At 71.0% G+C, this 16,002-nt stretch carries 17 protein-coding genes and 1 pseudogene; 7 read left to right on the forward strand and 11 right to left on the reverse strand.

Annotated features, from left to right (window positions below):
* Positions 1–81: 81 nt before the first annotated feature.
* From AB0D99_RS22575 to AB0D99_RS22590, 4 genes are all read right to left on the reverse strand, one after another.
* Positions 82–867, reverse strand: a complete 786-nt coding sequence (locus AB0D99_RS22575; RefSeq protein WP_362364910.1) for a hypothetical protein — start codon at positions 865–867, stop codon at positions 82–84.
* Between the two features lie 199 nt (positions 868–1,066).
* Positions 1,067–1,282, reverse strand: a complete 216-nt coding sequence (locus AB0D99_RS22580) for a DUF6243 family protein (protein ID WP_362364913.1) — start codon at positions 1,280–1,282, stop codon at positions 1,067–1,069.
* Between the two features lie 457 nt (positions 1,283–1,739).
* The gene (locus AB0D99_RS22585; protein ID WP_362364916.1) at positions 1,740–3,062 is read right to left on the reverse strand and encodes a hypothetical protein; all 1,323 of its coding nucleotides are present in this window, start codon (positions 3,060–3,062) and stop codon (positions 1,740–1,742) included.
* Positions 3,063–3,343: 281 nt separating this feature from the next.
* Positions 3,344–4,315, reverse strand: coding sequence for a hypothetical protein (locus tag AB0D99_RS22590; protein ID WP_362364919.1), 972 nt, complete (start codon positions 4,313–4,315; stop codon positions 3,344–3,346).
* 174 nt (positions 4,316–4,489) lie between these two features.
* Between AB0D99_RS22590 and AB0D99_RS22595 the strand changes: the two genes are divergently transcribed.
* Positions 4,490–4,801: a hypothetical protein gene (locus AB0D99_RS22595; protein WP_362364922.1), complete on the forward strand. Its 312-nt coding sequence runs from the start codon at positions 4,490–4,492 to the stop codon at positions 4,799–4,801.
* Between the two features lie 244 nt (positions 4,802–5,045).
* Here AB0D99_RS22595 and AB0D99_RS22600 read toward each other — a convergent pair whose 3' ends face one another.
* The 5 genes from AB0D99_RS22600 to AB0D99_RS22620 all read right to left on the reverse strand — a co-directional run bounded on the left by AB0D99_RS22600 (position 5,046) and on the right by AB0D99_RS22620 (position 9,777).
* Positions 5,046–5,486 carry a hypothetical protein gene (locus AB0D99_RS22600; protein ID WP_362364924.1) on the reverse strand — a complete coding sequence of 147 codons (441 nt, stop codon included), beginning with the start codon at positions 5,484–5,486 and terminating at the stop codon, positions 5,046–5,048.
* A gap of 86 nt (positions 5,487–5,572) precedes the next feature.
* Complete coding sequence (locus AB0D99_RS22605) at positions 5,573–6,379, reverse strand: ABC transporter permease (RefSeq protein ID WP_362364966.1); 807 nt, start codon at positions 6,377–6,379, stop codon at positions 5,573–5,575.
* A gap of 5 nt (positions 6,380–6,384) precedes the next feature.
* Positions 6,385–7,371: an ATP-binding cassette domain-containing protein gene (locus tag AB0D99_RS22610; protein ID WP_362364927.1), complete on the reverse strand. Its 987-nt coding sequence runs from the start codon at positions 7,369–7,371 to the stop codon at positions 6,385–6,387.
* Between the two features lie 759 nt (positions 7,372–8,130).
* On the reverse strand, positions 8,131–9,351 hold the full coding sequence (locus AB0D99_RS22615; RefSeq protein ID WP_362364930.1) for a cytochrome P450: 1,221 nt from the start codon (positions 9,349–9,351) through the stop codon (positions 8,131–8,133).
* A gap of 270 nt (positions 9,352–9,621) precedes the next feature.
* Positions 9,622–9,777, reverse strand: a complete 156-nt coding sequence (locus AB0D99_RS22620) for a hypothetical protein (protein ID WP_362364933.1) — start codon at positions 9,775–9,777, stop codon at positions 9,622–9,624.
* 265 nt (positions 9,778–10,042) lie between these two features.
* Here AB0D99_RS22620 and AB0D99_RS22625 point away from each other — a divergent pair, with 265 nt between their 5' ends.
* The 4 genes from AB0D99_RS22625 (at position 10,043) to AB0D99_RS22640 (ending at position 13,289) form a co-directional block, all read left to right on the forward strand.
* Positions 10,043–10,849 carry an aminotransferase class IV family protein gene (locus AB0D99_RS22625; protein WP_362364936.1) on the forward strand — a complete coding sequence of 269 codons (807 nt, stop codon included), beginning with the start codon at positions 10,043–10,045 and terminating at the stop codon, positions 10,847–10,849.
* A 381-nt stretch (positions 10,850–11,230) separates the two neighbouring features.
* Positions 11,231–11,677 carry an SRPBCC family protein gene (locus AB0D99_RS22630; RefSeq protein WP_362364939.1) on the forward strand — a complete coding sequence of 149 codons (447 nt, stop codon included), beginning with the start codon at positions 11,231–11,233 and terminating at the stop codon, positions 11,675–11,677.
* 351 nt (positions 11,678–12,028) lie between these two features.
* A complete protein-coding gene (locus AB0D99_RS22635; RefSeq protein ID WP_362364969.1) occupies positions 12,029–12,829 on the forward strand; it encodes an endo alpha-1,4 polygalactosaminidase in 801 nt (266 codons plus the stop codon).
* Positions 12,830–12,944: 115 nt separating this feature from the next.
* Positions 12,945–13,289, forward strand: coding sequence for a MerR family transcriptional regulator (locus tag AB0D99_RS22640; RefSeq protein ID WP_362364942.1), 345 nt, complete (start codon positions 12,945–12,947; stop codon positions 13,287–13,289).
* A 12-nt stretch (positions 13,290–13,301) separates the two neighbouring features.
* Here the strand turns inward: AB0D99_RS22640 and AB0D99_RS22645 are convergent, their stop codons facing one another.
* Complete coding sequence (locus tag AB0D99_RS22645) at positions 13,302–14,255, reverse strand: AraC family transcriptional regulator (protein WP_362364945.1); 954 nt, start codon at positions 14,253–14,255, stop codon at positions 13,302–13,304.
* Positions 14,256–14,355: 100 nt separating this feature from the next.
* Here AB0D99_RS22645 and AB0D99_RS22650 point away from each other — a divergent pair, with 100 nt between their 5' ends.
* Both AB0D99_RS22650 and AB0D99_RS22655 read left to right on the forward strand, forming a co-directional pair.
* Entirely contained in the window at positions 14,356–15,258 is a 903-nt protein-coding gene (locus AB0D99_RS22650; protein ID WP_362364948.1) for an MBL fold metallo-hydrolase, read from the forward strand.
* An 86-nt stretch (positions 15,259–15,344) separates the two neighbouring features.
* Complete coding sequence (locus AB0D99_RS22655) at positions 15,345–15,716, forward strand: VOC family protein (RefSeq protein WP_362364951.1); 372 nt, start codon at positions 15,345–15,347, stop codon at positions 15,714–15,716.
* Between the two features lie 52 nt (positions 15,717–15,768).
* On the opposite strand, the pseudogene AB0D99_RS22660 reads toward AB0D99_RS22655, so the two are convergent.
* Positions 15,769–16,002 (reverse strand): annotated as a pseudogene (locus AB0D99_RS22660) (ectoine/hydroxyectoine ABC transporter ATP-binding protein EhuA); the annotation flags it as partial.

The following is a 16,002-nucleotide window of genomic DNA, read 5'->3' on the forward strand; positions in this document are numbered from 1 at the left end:
GCCGGGATTCGTCTGCCCGCCCTCAGCCGGCCGGAGCGTGAGTCCGTCCCCATAACCGTATGGCGCCGAGTCTCCGGCGGGTCAGTCGCGGTCGAGCCGCGGCAGCGAGGCACAGAGGCGTACGGGCAACTCGGGCAGGACCTTGTGGATGCCCACGCAACCGGCATCGCCGTTCGTGGCGACCGGCCGCCAGCCCGCGGATTCGGCCCGGTAGAACCAGCGCTGGGAGACCTGTGAGGAGGGGCAGCTCTCGCTGACGGCACCGCACGCAGGCCCCATCCGGGTCGACAGATCCAGCACCAGCCACGTGTCGTCGCAGCCGCGTTCGTCCCAACTCGTGTGCTGGGGAATGTCGGTGTCGTTGACCGCCTGCCGGTACGAGGACGAGGTGCAACGCGGGGGCGTGGGATCGCACCCGTTCTCCCCACACTTCCGCAGCGCAGGAGGCGAGGCACCGGCGGGGGTATAAACGTCCCGGCTGTTCACCAGGACCCTGCGGGAACCCAACGGCTCGCCCAGCTTCACCGTCGCTTCGACCCGCTGCGTCCCGGTGCAGCCGGCCTCCCGGTCCAGGGAGGGGGACTCGTAGGTGACACTCACATACACGGTGCCCTGCTCGACGGTGTCGAGTGCCCCGCGCAGGCCGCGGATGCACTCGTGTGCGCCGTCGGGCACTTCGGCGGCGACCACCAGAGACCGGCCACCGTCCGCGGTACGGACACCGTCGATGCGGATCGGTGCGGAGAGCGTCCAGACCTGCTCCGTCGCTGTGGTCTCGGCAGCGGTTCCGACGGTTTTGGAACCGCATCCGGCGAGGATCACCAGCACCGCGCCGAGCACGACCGTCCGTATACCTCGCTGCCACATGCCGAGCCCCCCGTTTCGCCGAAGATCGACAGCCTAGCGTCCCCGCCGGGCCGCCCCCGGACCGCTCGGGTCCTGCCCGGATTGGTCCGGGCCCTGGCCCGAGCGGTCCGCGCCGTGCCCGGAGCGGCGCCGCCCGGCCCCGAGCAGCCCATCCCCGAGCGGCTCAGCCCGAGCAGCGCCGCCGTGCTGCGAGGGTGCGTCAGCTCGATGCGGTGTCGTCGCTCGCCTGCGCGGCCTCCTCAGCTGCGCGCGCCTTCTCCCGCATCTTGCGCACCAGCTCCGCCTTCCGGTCGGCCGCACCCTGGCGGTCCAGGTTGCGGTGCGGACCGTTGTTCTGCCGTTCAGCGCGGGACTGCCTCTTGCGCTGGCCACCGCCCTGGCCCACGGGGTTGTTGATGTTCTTGCTGTCGGTCACGGGTTCCCCAGGTAGTGATGTGGAGTGATCTACGGATTCATGGGTGGGGACGGGCGGCCACGTCGAAGGACGTCAGCGGGCCCGCCCCGCTCGCACTCGTCCATCGGCGTCTGGCCGAGCATGACAAAGACGTTACTCGGTTCCAACGGCCCCGCGCGCCGACCGTCGGCCTGAGCAGGGCGTTGGCCTCAACAGCACGGCTCAGATACCGGTCGCCGAGCCGAGCGGGGTCGGGCGCGCAGGGCAGGCAGCCGGGCGCAATCTTCGGGTGTGGCCAGGCTCTCACCCAGGGCGAGGAACCGCGCCTCCGGAGCCGGGGTGCCGAGCCGGCGCGGCTCGCCCGATTTGATCATCACGGACCGACCGTACGGGATGCTGTGGTTCGGTTCCACCGACCACTGAGCGGTATTTGACCGGTCGGGCCGACCAAAGCGCCACCTCACGCCTCGTGCGGGAGTCAGGCGGCGGTGTCGGCGAGGATCGTACGCCTGGCATCGATCGCCGCAGCGAGCAGGCACTCGTCCAGCAGCATCTCGCCGTCGCGTGTGGAGTCGTTGACCGGTACACGGGTACGCCGGTCGATCAGCGCCGTCAGCGACGGCAGCGCGGGCATCGCGTGTCGGCCCATGCGTGCCAGACCCTCCGCGTAGTACTCGCCCATCACGTAATCACCGAGGTGCGGTGTCATGAGAGCGAGAATCCGCGGCAGAGCCGTGGGGCCGGCGTGCCGCAGCCACAGGGGCGCGCATACCGCTTGCATGCGTCCAGGCCGTTTGAAGGTGAGGTTGTACAACTGGGCAGCCTGCCGGAAAGTCAGCGGACCGGCGTCCAGCAGAGCACCGAAGATCTCAGGGGCACGGCGCAGCCGCCCGGTGTCCACCGGCTTGGCCTGAAGGACCGCCGCTGCGGTGGTGCTGTCGTACGACGGCGTCGGACTGCCGGAAGGCCGACGGGCTTTGGGATACGGAGTGAAGGGGACCGCAGCGATCAGGACCCCGTGCCTGTGCATCGCAGCCTCAGAGATGGAGGCGGTGGTGAGGGCTCTGGCCATGGCGGGGCAGATTCCTCGTCCGCAGTGACGTACGAGCCGGGGCAGGAGTTCGACCGGGGCCGCGCGCCAGCCATGACAGGCCTCCCGGACCAAGTCGGCGCCGATGTCCCGGGTGCCGGGGGCGCCGAGGAGTCGCGCCGCCAGGGCATAGACGTGCCGTTCGCGCCCCAGCCTGTACAGCACCCGGCCCCAGCGCTCCCCGGCGTCGTCCAGGTGGCGCGCGGCCGCCCGGGCATCGGAGAACAGCGCCCTGTCGAGTGCCGGCCACTGCCGCGGAGGGGCGACGCCCAGGGTCTCCAGTCGGGCGAGGAAGCGGACGGAGGCCAAGGGGTCGTCGTGCAGATGCGCGACGGAACCCCGGAGGGAATCGGCGAGGGCGGTCCGCACCACGGGCTCGGTGAGGGAAGCGAGAGCCCTGAGCGCCGCATCGCGGCTTCCGGCGCGCACGACGAGATACGCGGCCAGGCGCCGTACCTCTTCATCGGGGTCCGTGAGTCGAGCCAGCGCCGCCTCGGCGGCTTCAGGCCAAGGGCGACCGTCCCCGGCACAGGACAGGAGATCCATGACCTCGCGACGTACGAACGGGTCGTCGGCCCGGGAAAGTTGCAGCAGCCGGACGGGTACGGGGCCGGTGCGGGCGGCGTTCATCGCGTCGAGGATCGCGATGCGGGCGGGGTGGGCGGCAGTCGTGGCGTCGCCCGCGGACACAGCCTCGTCCAGCCACTTCATCGGACGGGGCGGTGGCCGCCCTTCCCCGCAGAAGATTCGATCATGGGGCTGATCATGTCACGCGCAGCAATCGCTGGGCCACGCCGTTCGCCCTCAGAGGCAGGGGCTCTCGCTCGGTGGCAGATGCGTGCGCCCGAGCGCTGCGGGTCACCCCTGAGCGGTCCAGGTTGGCGGGGCGAGCGCTGTGGACGGCCCGCGGATGGCGATCGAAGCGCGCCCCCGAGGCGCGTACTGCGGGGCGCGTCACCGTGGAGCAACGATCGCGGACTCTCCGTACGAAGTCACTGGCAGCGCGCGCACACCCGGCGGCCGGCCCGCTGGTAGGCCAGGCTCGCGCGGCCGAGTGCCAACCCGTACACGGAGAAGCCGCCGTACGCGATCACGACCACCCAGGGCGCGTGGTCGGCGATGCCCAGCTCGGTCACGCCCGCCCAGACGAGCGTGCCCGTCACGGCGAGGAAGATCCCGAACGGTGCCAGCGCGCCCGCGCCCGCCCAGCCCAGGGCCAGCAGTGGCAGGCGGGGGAGCGCCCGGCCCCAGGGGCGAGTCAGGGCGAGGGCCAGGGCCATGCCGACCAGCGCGAGCACCGCGGTGACGTCGACGCCGTGCTCGTACAGCCGGATGCCCAGGTCGCTGGTGTAGCGGGGGTCCATACCGGGCCGGCCCGCACCGGTGAAGCCGACGGTCGCGCCGAGCCCCCAAGCCGTCTTCAGCGTGACGTACGGGACGAGGGCGGCGACCGCGACGAGTCCGGCCACGGTCCGCGGCCCCTCCCCGGTGGGGGCCGCGCGGTCTGCGCAGTACGGGCAGAGGCCGAGCGCCCGCCGCCGGTGGGCCAGCGCGGCGCAGGCCCACAGCACCGCGCCCGCCACGGCGACGCCCTGGTTCGCCCAGGCCGCCCAGTCCATCGGCGGCTGGTTCCGGCCGAGGAAGACGGCGAGCAGATGCACGGGGCTGAAGAGGAAGGCGAAACCCGAGGTCAGGCAGAGCGCGACGACCGGCCACGCGAGCATGGACGGCCAGGCGCGGTCCCGGCGGCGGGTCAGCACGTACGCGAGGCAGGCTGCCGCCGCGTACAGCCCGGCCGTGGTCCATTCGGCCGCCGTGCCCGCCGCCTTGCCGAGCACGGCGTACCCGTACGCGGGGCCGGTCAGCGCGGCGAAGGCGGCGCCGGCCGCGTACAGCGCCGACCACCACAGCGCGGCACCGTCCGTCCAGGAGGGCCAGGAATCCGTGAGCTTCTTCCAGATCATGGCCGCAGCCTCGCGTGGCGGTCGACTGGGAGACATCGACCCCCGGGCGGAACGTGCGGATGGGGTCTCCGCCGCCCAGGGGAGAGGCCGTACGCCGCTGGTCGGGCCCGGGACTGTACGGTCCTGATCCGCCGGTCGACCCCGAGGACTCGAACGCCCTGAGATCATGGCCTCGTGACGACGACTCCAGTGGAAGCACCCAGCCCCGAGGTTCAGATCGTGGAGGTGGATGCCACTGGCAGTGCGCTCCTGGCTGTCGTCGTGCGATGCCTGGCGACCACGCGGCTGCACGCGTGCTTCCGCCACACCACCCCGGACGGGAAAGCCGTCGACCTGGTGCTGGCGGAGATCCTCCGCTACCCGCAGGTGCCGGTCGACGAGGTGGACCCGCCTCACGGCGCCCGTCTCGTCTTCACCGGTGAAGGCGCGGACGATCTCCGCTTGAAGCCCGGTGACATCCTGCGAGGCACCAACCCCACTTCCTGATCAGCGTAAATCCAGAGGTCTTGACGATTGCTCGCACCCTTCTTAGGGGAGGCCGTGTACTTCCGCGGCGAGGGCCTGGCTTCCTTCATCCGCTCAGGGGCGCGCTGTCATGGCTGGTCGGCGACGGCCCGGATAGGGAAGGCAGCCAGGTGGAGTGCCACGTGATACGCGATGCAGGCTTGTCGATTCGCACAGCCAGGTCGCGCCACTGCCTGAGCCGAGCGATGCACCGCTTGAGCAGTGGTCAAGAGCTGCGAGTGAGGCCCCGCGACTCGACGGCGGTGATCGCGGCTGCTGCGAGCTGAGCCTCTTCGCGTACCACTGGGTCGAGGTGACGAAGGTAGGGAGCGATCAGCGGCCGGGCCTGCGGGTCGTGGGTGGCCCCGAGGATGTAGAGCGTGTGGACGAGGAGTTCGCGTTCCATCGTCGGCATGGCTGCCGCCAGCGGTTCGACCAGAGCCAGAGGAAAGTCGTAGCGGTTGAACGCCTCGCTGATCGCGTTCAGGGCGGACTCGCGCACCTTGGTCACCGGCTCGTCGACAGCCACGCTGACCAGACGTCCGACGACCAGGCGAGCGGCGTCGGCGTCGAGTACGGCACCGCGCAGGAGGTCCCCGAGGACGGCGGCGGCGACATCCCGACGGTCCGAGTTGCGGTCGGTCAGCGCTTCAAGTGCCTCGAACATGCCGTTGATGCTGCCACCTCGGACCGGGCGACCAGGACGCCGTTTCCGAACTCCGTCCAGGGACATGCCGGGAACGTCAACAGGACTCAGCGGCTGTGGGAGTTGTAGACGCGCATGGCGAGCGGCATGAAGACAGCGGTGATGCCCGCAGCCCAGATCAGTGACCACATGACGGACGAGCCGACCGGTGTGCCCAGCAGGAGGCCGCGGAACGCGTCGGACAGGTGCGTGACGGGATTGACCTCGACCCACGCCTGAAGCCAGCCCGGCATCGTGTCGACGCGGACGAAGGCGCTGCTCGTGAAGGTGATCGGGAAGATGATCGTGAAGGCGAAGACCTGCACCTTCTCGGCGTCGCCCGCCAGCATCCCGATCAGGACGGCTGTCCAGGAGACCGCGGCGGCGAAGGTCAGGAGAAGGACCGTCGCGCCGAGGAAGCCGAGGGCGCTCCCTGTGAGCGTGAACCCGAGCAGGGTGCCGAGGCCGATCATCAACAGCATCGCCCAGAGTTGCTTCGCCAGGTCTGCGGCGATGCGTCCGTAGAGCGGCGCCGCCCGGGCGATGGGGAGACTGCGAAGGCGGTCGAACACGCCCTTCGTCAGGTCGGCGTTGAGCGACATCGCGGTGTACATGCTCATGAACAGGGTGTTCTGCACGATGATCCCGGCCAGCGCGTACTGCAGGTAGTCCTGCGGAGAGCCGGCCATCTGCCCGCCGAAGACATACGTGAAGAGGAAGACGAACATGATCGGCGTGATGCTGTAGTCGACGAGCTCCAGCGGGTTGTGCTTCACCGAGATCAGGCTCCGCCACGCCATCGTGGCCGTCTGCCGCAGCGCCGCGCCCACGTGGACGCGGTTCCCTCCGCGGGCGGTCGGCTCCGTGAGCTCCATGCCGGTCATGACGGGCCTCCCGTGGACGCGTAGTCGTCGTCGGACGTCTCCGAGTCGTCCGCCTGTGCCTTGTGACCGGTCAGGGCGAGGAACACCTCGTCCAGGGAAGAGCGGCGCAGGGTGAGCTCACCCACGGCTATTCCCGCCTGATCGAGGCGGCGTACGACGCGGGGCATGAGCGCCTCGCTGGTGACGGGGGCGGTGACACGATGATCCTCGATCGCGGTCTGGGGACCGGCCTCCTCCGCCACGAGCGCGCGGACGCTTGCCAGGTCGGCCGTCGAAACAGGCTGCACGTTCAGGACCTGTCCTCCGACCTGCGTCTTCAGCTCGTCGGGGGTGCCCTCGGCGATCACACTGCCCTGGTCGACCACGACGATGCTGTCGGAAAGGCGGTCGGCCTCGTCGAGATACTGTGTGGTCAGCAGCATGGTCATGCCTTCGGACACCAGACCGCGCAGCATCCCCCAGACCTCGCCACGACTGTGCGGATCGAGCCCCGTGGTCGGTTCATCCAGGAACAGGATGCGGGGGCGCCCCACCAGGCTCGCCGCCAGGTCGAGACGCCGCCTCATCCCGCCCGAGTACGTCTTCACGGCGCGCCCCGCGGCCTCTTCCAAGTGGAAACGTTGCAGCAGTTCGGCAGACCGTGCTCGTGCGTCGGGGCGCGACATGTCGAGCAGGCGGCCGATCATCACCAGGTTCTCGGTTCCGGTCATGTTGTCGTCCACCGCGGAGAACTGCGAGGTGAGGCCGATCAGCGACCGGACCTGACGGGCCTGGCTCACCACCTCGTACCCGCCGACCTCGGCACGGCCCCCGTCGGGATGGAGGAGCGTGGCGAAGATCCGGACCGCCGTGGTCTTGCCGGCACCGTTGGGTCCGAGCAGGCCCAGGACGGTACCTGCCGGGACCTCGAGATCGATGCCTTTGAGTGCGGCGGTCCCCTTGAAGTTCTTGGTGAGACCTTCCGCCCGTATCGCGTGTGTCATGGGGTCACCCCGCTCGTCGAGGAATCACCTCTTCCACTGTGCCCGACGCCTCTGACAAGCACCGGCCGAGGAGGGCTCCGGACGCCGGGCCGCCGGTGCCCGCTGGGGCTCCCGGCCCCGCACCGTCGCTGGGCAGCGGGATGAGAAGACGGCAGGGCCACGTGCAGTATCGGGTGAGTGACGTTGAGTAATTCTGGCCGCGCCCCTCGCGCTGCACAGGCCAAACCGGGCAGGGGGAGCCCCTCGGCCGGGTCCTGGTCCGCACCACCCCGTCGACAGGAACGTCGTCGAAGGGTCCGGCGGCGCCTTGCCCGACGTAGTGCTTGAGGCCCGGCGAAGTCCGGTGCTCGCCGCCTTCCCAGCCGAGCGCGCTCAGGGCGACCGCCTGGCTTCCGAGGATCGGACCGGCCAGGCCCTCCGCGTTCGCCGCGCGAGCGCGTCGATGTCACGCTCGCGCCGGCGGACGCGGAGACGTTTACCGAACCTGTGCGCAGGGCGTAGCGCGCTCTGGATGGCGGCCGACGTCTCCAGCGGGTCGGGTGTGGCGGCGGCCCCGGCCGGTCTCGCCGAGCACGCCCACGAGGTGCCCAGAACAAAGGCGCCATCGCTGAGCGGGAGGGCGGGCTTGGCAAGGTCGGATGGCTCAAGGGCACTCTCCCCGGCGCCGACTCCACGATCGGCCAGGTTGATACGGGGCGGTATCGGGCAGGTCGATCCTGTTCGGCCTGCCCGATGCATCGAGCGGCCCGGCAGAGGTGATCAGGTAGCGGTGATCAGGTGGCGGGTGCGCAAGCAGCAGCCCCTCACTGGATGAGGTCCGTGTGCGGGTGGCCTCCGTTCGCCGGGCAGGCGTACAACTGGAGATGATTGGCGTCCAGCACTGTGATCTTGGGCGGATTGGACCAGTTGGATGCGCCGGCGATCTGGTCTTCGTGCGGGATCCAACTCGTGCTGTTCCGGTGCCATTCGGACGAGGAGATGGTCAGCAGCGGCGTCATCCGGGTGCCGCAGGCCACACAGAATCGCGGCACGGGGTCGGTGAGTCCCCAGGGCGCCCAGGTGGATGCCGTGTCCGAAGCCCAGTTGACCTGTCGCCCGGCGGCGCAGGTCGAGCCTGTCGGGGTCCTCGAACCGTTCCGGGTCGCGATTGGCCGCCTGGATCGAGAGGGTGACCGTCTCACCGGCCCTGATGGTCTCGCCGTCGAGCTCGACGTCCTCCAGGGCCACGCGCACCATCGTGTGGGCGATGCTCAGATACCGCATCAGCTCCTCGACGGCCTGGTCGGCGAGGTCCGGCCGGTCCCGCAGGACGGCGAGTTGACCGGGGTGCCGCAGGAGCGCGAAGGTGCCGTGCGCCAGCATGTTCGCGGTGGTGTCGAGGCCCGCGCCGAGCAGGAAGCCTCCGACGCCGGTGAGTTCCTCGTCGGTGAGGTCGCTGGTCGTCAGGTCGCTCAGCAGGTCGTCGGTGGGCCTGGCGCGCTTGGCGAGCACCAGCCCGTACATGTACTCCTGCAGACCCGTCATGGCGGCCATCCGCTCGTCGGGCGTGGAGTCCAGGCTCATCAGCGCGGTCACGAACCCGTGGAAGGCGTCCCGGTCGGCGAAGGGCACGCCGAGCAGTTCACAGATCATGAGTGCGGGGATCGGCTGCGCGAATGCCTGGACCAGGTCGATTCCCGGGCCTCCGGCCTCCATCGCGTCCAGGTGTTCGGCGGTGATCTCCTCGACGCGGTCGGTGAGTAACCGCATCCGCCGGACCGTGAACCGGCCGGCGAGCAGACGTCGGAAGCGGGTGTGCTCGGGCGCGTCCATCCCCGTCATGTCGCCCGGGGGCGCGGGCGGCAGTTCGCCCTCGGGGCCGCCGGGCAGGGGGTAGTGCATCAGTTCGTACCGCGAGCTGAAGCGGGGGTCGGCCAGGACGGCGCGGACGAGGGAGTGGCTGGTGACCAGCCGACCCTGGTGCCCGTCGGGGTAGGTCATGGGGCTGAGCGGCCGCCTCGCACGCAGCTCGGCGAGGGGTGCCGGTGGATCGAAGGGGCATCCCGCGGGGCGTTCGTAGGGCAACGAAACGGACTCGGGCGTCCGTGCGGATGTTCCGTCGGGCATGGCGTTCCCCCGGTGCGGGTGGTGTCCGCCGAAGCGGACACCACGACTTCAACAGTGTTCAAGCGCGCTCTTGAACACTGTAAAAGTAGAATTGCACGGTGTGCAAGTGATGGTGGCGCGCTGTCGGCGCGTGACCGGCCTCCGTCACCGCGCCCAGGGGCCCCACCAGCTCGGGGGCGGCGGGTCGGCGGGCGCCGAGGTCGGCTGGTCGGGGTGGAGGCCGAACCGCCGCAGCGCCTCCCCCCGGACGCTCACCCCCACCGTGCCGTGCCAGTGCCCGTCCGCGCGGATCCCGCACATGAGGTCGATCCTGATGTCGTCGCCCCGGAAGGGGTCCCAGTCGATACCGCGGTCGCGCAGTCAAACCGCCATGAGCCGCCCCGGCCGCGGGCTGCCGGGAACGTTCTCGAAGCTGAACAGGGTCACCCACTCGGAAGTGTTCATGAACGCCATCCTGCCGTGGCGGCCCGCGCTTGACCTTCCCATTGATGTGAAGCCCTAGCGTCGCGCCGACGACCCACCGGCGTCGTGCATCCCGCCCGACCCGTACCGCAGGAGCGACACCATGACCACCTTCGTTGTGCAGCGCAACGGCCGGCCGGCGACCGCCCGAGAGCTCGAACCGCTGGCCTTCACCGGCTACGCCCACTTCACCGCCATGCAGGTGCGCGACGGCCGCGTCCGGGGCCTCGACCTGCACCTGGATCGACTGCGGCACGCCTCGTTGGAGCTGTTCGGCCGCGCGCTCCCCGACGACCGGGTGCGTACCTGGCTCCGTACGGCCGTGGAGCAGGCCGGTCCGGCCGATCTCTCGCTGGTGGCCACGGTGTACACACCCTCCGGCGAGTTCACCGTCGCGACCCCCGAGGAGGAGCCCGAACTGCTCGTGCGCACCGGACCCGCCGCGGGCGGCCCCCACGGCCCGCTGGCGCTGGCGGCGGTCCCGTACGAACGGTTCCTGCCGGGCGTGAAGCACGTCGGCGAGGTGGCCAAGACGTACGCCCTCCGCCGCGCCGTCGACGAAGGCTTCGACGACGCCGCGTTCGTCGACCGGCGCGGCCGAATCAGCGAGGGCTCCATCTGGAACCTGGCCTTCTGGGACGGCGCCTCGGTCGTGTGGCCCGTCGCCGAGATGCTGGCCGGGACGACCATGGCCGTCGTCGGGCGCCAGCTGGACCGCCTCGGCATCCCCCAGCGCCACCAGGAGATCACCCTCGCCGACCTGCCGGAGCTGTCCGGGGGAGTGGTCATGAACTCCTGGACGCCCGGCGTCACCGTCCATCGGATCGGCGCCGTGCCGCTCCCCGAGGCCCCGGCCTTCGTCGAGCTGCTCCACCGCGCCTACGAGGCGGAACCGTCCGCCTCCCTCTGACCGCGCCGATTCCTGCCCGACCTCGGGTTTTCCCGTTGAACGGTCAACCGCTATGGTGGAGGGAGAAGGCCCGCTGCCGCATCTCCCCCGTATGCGGCAGCGGGTCTTCGTCGTGTGCGCCCGGGCTCCACCACGGCGCGTCCGCCCACCCCGCGCCGCGACGCCGCCACACCGTCGGTGTCCGTTGCCACCGCCCCTCCCCGCGACGCCGCCACACCGGCGGTATCCGTTGCCGCCGCGCCTCGCCGCGAGCTGCCACGCCGTCGGTCACCGTTACCCCGCCCTGCCGCACCGTCACCCCCGCGGCGTACGTCGCCGCGCGCGGCCCCTACCGGCGCCATACGCTCGCCGTCACGACGGAAGAGACCAGGGAGCGGCCCGATGTCCGGACAGTTCGAGGCGACGACGGATGTCGACCGTCCCATCGAGGAGGTCTTCGCCTTCCTCGCCGACGGACGCAACGACCCCACGTTCAGCCCCAGGGTGCAGCGGATCGAGCGGGTCCCGGACTCCCCGACCGCCGTGGGAACGGTGTTCCGGAGCACGGTGAAGGACGCCGGCATGAAGACGGCACGCGAGTTCCGCGTCACCGAGTTCGACGCACCACGCCGGATGCGCTGGGCCGAGGTGTCCAAGAACATCGTGACGGCGTCCCGAGGAGGCTACGACCTCGAACCCCTGCCGAACGGCGCCACGCGGGTCCGGATCTTCAACGTGCTGGAGGGACACGGCCTCGGCAAGCTCCTCGTCGGCCTCGCGCTCGGCGCCGCCCGCAAGGACGCCGACGCGTTCGGGCGCCGCATCAAAGCCGCCGTCGAAGCCTCCTAGCACCCCACCCGCCCGCCTGCCGGCGACGACGTCCTCGCCCCCGCCCCCGTGCTCCCGCCGGCGCGTCCGACGGTCCCGACGACCCGAAGCCGACGACGGCCGGGGATCTTCGGCAGTCCGACGTCGCCGCCGACCGCGCGCGCCGTACCGTAGGACCGCGAGCGCCCCCGCCGCAGCCGTCACCCACCCGCGCAGCCGTCACCCACCCCGCCGCAGCCGTCACTCACCCCCTGCGACAGGGGTTGCGCTTCCCGCCCCGTACGACAGCCAGGAGCCCGCCCCGTGATCGCCCGCGCCCCGCGCCCCGCCCGCAACGCGCTGTCCGCCCTCGCCTTGGCAGGCATCCTCGCGGTGGCGGTCGCCGGCTGCACCTCCTCCGACGGGCCGCACGGCACCGACGACTCCGCGCCCTCCTCCCGGCCGCCGTCCGGGAAGGTGGTACCGCCCGAGCCGCACATCGGCTTCGACTACCAGATCGGCGGGCCGTACGAACCTCCGGCCGGCGTGACCGCGGTCTCCCGCGACCGCACCGCGAAGCCCGCACCCGGCCTGTACAACGTCTGTTACGTCAACGCCTTCCAGACCCAGCCGGACGCCACGGACTGGTGGCGGACGAACCACCCCGACCTGCTCCTGCGCGACGCCTCCGGTGCGCCGGTCATGGACGAGGACTGGGGCGAGGCCCTGCTGGACGTCTCCACACCGGACAAGCGCCGGCGTCTCGCCGCGATCGTCGGAGAGTGGATCGACGGGTGCGCGACCGACGGCTACCAAGCGGTCGAGGCGGACAACCTCGACTCGTACGAACGCTCCGACGGCCGGCTCACGCCCGAGCACGACCTCGCCTTCGCACGCCTCCTCGTCGACCGCGCCCACGCTGCCGGCCTCGCCATCGGTCAGAAGAACGCGGCGGACCTCGCGGAGCAGGGCCGGGGCATCGGCTTCGACTTCGCCGTCGCCGAGGAGTGCGGACAGTACGAGGAGTGCGGGCCGTACGCGGCCGCCTTCGACGACCGCGTCTTCGTCATCGAGTACCGGCCGGCCGGCCTCGACGCCGCCTGTTCGGCCTGGGGCGACAAGCTCTCGATCGTGCTCAGGGACACCGACGTACGGCCGGCCGGGAAACCCGGACACGTGCGGCGCACGTGCTGAACGGAGCGGCGCCGCAGGGGAATGCCGAGGTCCCGGCGGGACGTTGAGGCTGCGGGCGATGTCGGGACCGGAAGCGCGAGCGACGCGGGACGGGGTGCTGGATGGGACGGGTCACATGCTGATCGGGGAGTTGTCCCGGCGTACGGGAGTCAGCACGCGACTGCTGCGGTACTACGGGGAGCAGGGGCTCCTGGAGGCGGACCGCGGACCGAACGGGTATCGCGAGTACGACGACGCCTCCGTGGTCACCGTGCGCCAGGTGCGTGCGCTGCTGAACGCGGGCCTGTCCACGGAGGTCATCCGCGCGGTGCTGCCCTGCGCCCACGGAGAACTGCCGGAGTTCGACTGGTGTGTGGACGTGCGGGAGATCCTGGACCGGGAGCTCGCGGCGACCGACGCGCGCATCGACGACCTGCGCCGCAGCCGGGAAGCCCTCGCCGACGTCCTGGCCCGGCCCTGATCCGACCGACGGTCAGTGGTCGGTCCGTGTGTCCGGCCGAACCGAGTGCAGCTTCCGGTAGCGTCCCGGCGTCGTGCCGAACTCGCGGCTGAAGGCATGCGAGAAGGCGTACGGCGATCCGTAACCGACGCGGCGCGCGACGACCGTCAACGACTCCTGCGTGTCGCGGAGCAGCCTGGCGGCCAGGGTCAGCCGCCACCAGGCGAGATAGGCCATCGGCGGACGCCCGACGAGGGTACGGAACCGGCGGGCGAGCGTGGGCCGGGAGACGCCGGCCGCGTCGGCCAGACGATCGTTCGTCCACGGCGCGGCCGGGTCCGCGTGCAGCGCCCGCACGGCGGCGGCCGTCACCGGGTCGCCGAGCACGGCCGACCAGGCACCGGAGGAGCCCTGGCCCACCCATGAGCGGATCATGTAGACGAGCAGAAGGTCGACGAGGCTCGGAACCGCGATGCCGTGACCCGGCCGCTGCGCGGTCAACTCGCTGCCGAGCAGGTCGATCGCGGCACGCAGCCCCGGGTCGCCGCCGACGCGGTGGGGCAGGTGGACGAGGTGGGGCAGCTCCGCCATGAGTGGATGCGGGCGGCTGCGGTCGAGGCGGTACTTGCCGCAGAGCATCTCCACCTGGCCGCGCGAGCTCGGCTCCGGCGGCTCAGTCGAGCCGCGACGGGCACGGGCTTCGGCCCACTGCTCGAAGGGGACCGCCCGTGCCACGGTCGCCGCGTCGGCGGGGGAGTCGGCGATCACATGCCCCGTGCCGTGCGGCAGCAACACCGCGTCCCCCACGCCGAGTCGGACGGGCGAGCCGCCGTCGGGCAGCAGCCAGCACGCACCCTCCAGGACCACATGGAAGCCCGCGCCGTCGTACGGGGCGAGCCGTGCGCACCAAGTCCCGCTCACCCGCACCCGATCGGAGGAGGGCTGCCCCGTGCGTACGGTCGCGATCGCGTCGCTCACTACATCCATGGCCGCAGCGTATCGCCCGACTCGGGCGTGATCCGCTCGCGTATTCGAAGGAGCGGCATGAGCATTGAGAGGCTCATCGAGCCTTCCTAGGCTCGGTCTCATGAAGAGCGAGAGCCCGCAGACCATGGTGCTGGGAGACGTCGAGGTCATCCGGATCGTCGAGTGGCAGGGCGCGTTCGCGCCGGCCCGCGGCCTGGTCCCGGAGTCCGGAGCGGATGTGTGGAAGGCCAACGAGGACTGGCTGGCGCCGGACCACTGGGATCCGGACGGCGACCGGGCGGTGATGGCGCTGCAGACGTGGGTGCTGCGCAGCGGTGGAAGGACCGTGTTGGTCGACACCGGGGTGGGCAACGGACGCGAGCGCCCCGGCCAGCCGCAGTTCCACCACTGGCAGGGCGACTTCCTCGGCGGCCTGGCCCGCGCGGGGATCAGGCCGGAGGATGTCGACATCGTGGTCAACACCCACCTCCACGCCGATCACGTCGGCTGGAACACCAGGGACGCCGAGGGGGAGTGGACCCCCACCTTCCCCAACGCCCGCTACCTCGTCCCGGCCGCGGACGACGCCCACTTCGGCCCGGACAACGCGTACGGCGGGGGGCGGCACGAGGACGACCGGCTGGTCTACGAGGACAGCGTCGCGCCCGTGCACCGGGCGGGGCAGTCCGTGGTCTGGGACGGCGCCCACCGCATCGACGCCCGGCTCACCCTGGAACCGGCCCCGGGCCACACCCCGGGGTCCAGCGTGCTGCGCCTGGCGTCCGGGACGGACCGGGCGGTCTTCGTCGGAGATCTGCTGCACAGCCCGGTCCAAGTCCTCGATCCCTCGTGCAACAGCTGCTTCTGCCTGGACGCCCGAGGGGCGGTGGCCAGTCGACGCCGCATCCTCGAACGGGCCGCGGCCGAGGGCGAACTGGTCGTGCCCGCCCACTTCGGGGGAGGGGGCGTGGTGGAGGTCCGCAGGGAGGGCGAACGCTTCGCTCTCCGACAGCCGCCGTGGTGACCGGCCGTCGAGATAATCCCGGGCTCACCTCCGGGGCCGTGACCTAGGTTGAGATCCGCTGTGCCCGACGCTCGGCCGGAGGTGCCATGTCCCTGCAGATGAAGCTGTCCGCGATCACACTGGACTGCCCGGACCCGCTCGCACTCGCGGCGTTCTACCAGGAGGCCACCGGACTCGAACCCCACCCGAAGTCGGACGCCGACTTCGCCGGCCTCTGTGGAGAGCACGGCCTTCTGATCGGCTTTCAGCGGGTCGACGACTACCGGGCTCCGCGCTGGCCTGACCAGACCGTCCCTCAGCAGTTCCATCTCGACTTCGACGTCGACGACCTGGACGAGGCGGAGGCACGTCTCCTGCGACTGGGCGCGGTCAAGCCGGATCACCAGCCGAACGAGGCGAGGTGGCGGGTCCTCACCGACCCGGCGGGACATCCCTTCTGCGTGGTCAGGGGCGACTGACCGGCGGGATGGGGTACGGACCGGTGTCCGTACCCCATCCCTCGGCCGCCTTTCAGAGCACCTTGGAGAGGAATGCCTTGGTGCGGTCGTGTTGGGGGTTGCCCAGGACGTCGCGGGGGTGGCCGGACTCGACGACGACGCCGCCGTCCATGAAGACGAGGTTGTCGCCGACCTCGCGGGCGAAGCCCATCTCGTGGGTGACGACGATCATGGTCATGCCGGACTCGGCGAGGTCGCGCATGACGTCGAGGACGTCTCCGACGAGTTCGGGGTCGAGGGCGGAGGT

It is taken from the genome of Streptomyces sp. NPDC047971 (genome assembly GCF_040653355.1).
In the GTDB taxonomy this organism is placed as follows: Bacteria; Actinomycetota; Actinomycetes; order Streptomycetales; family Streptomycetaceae; genus Streptomyces.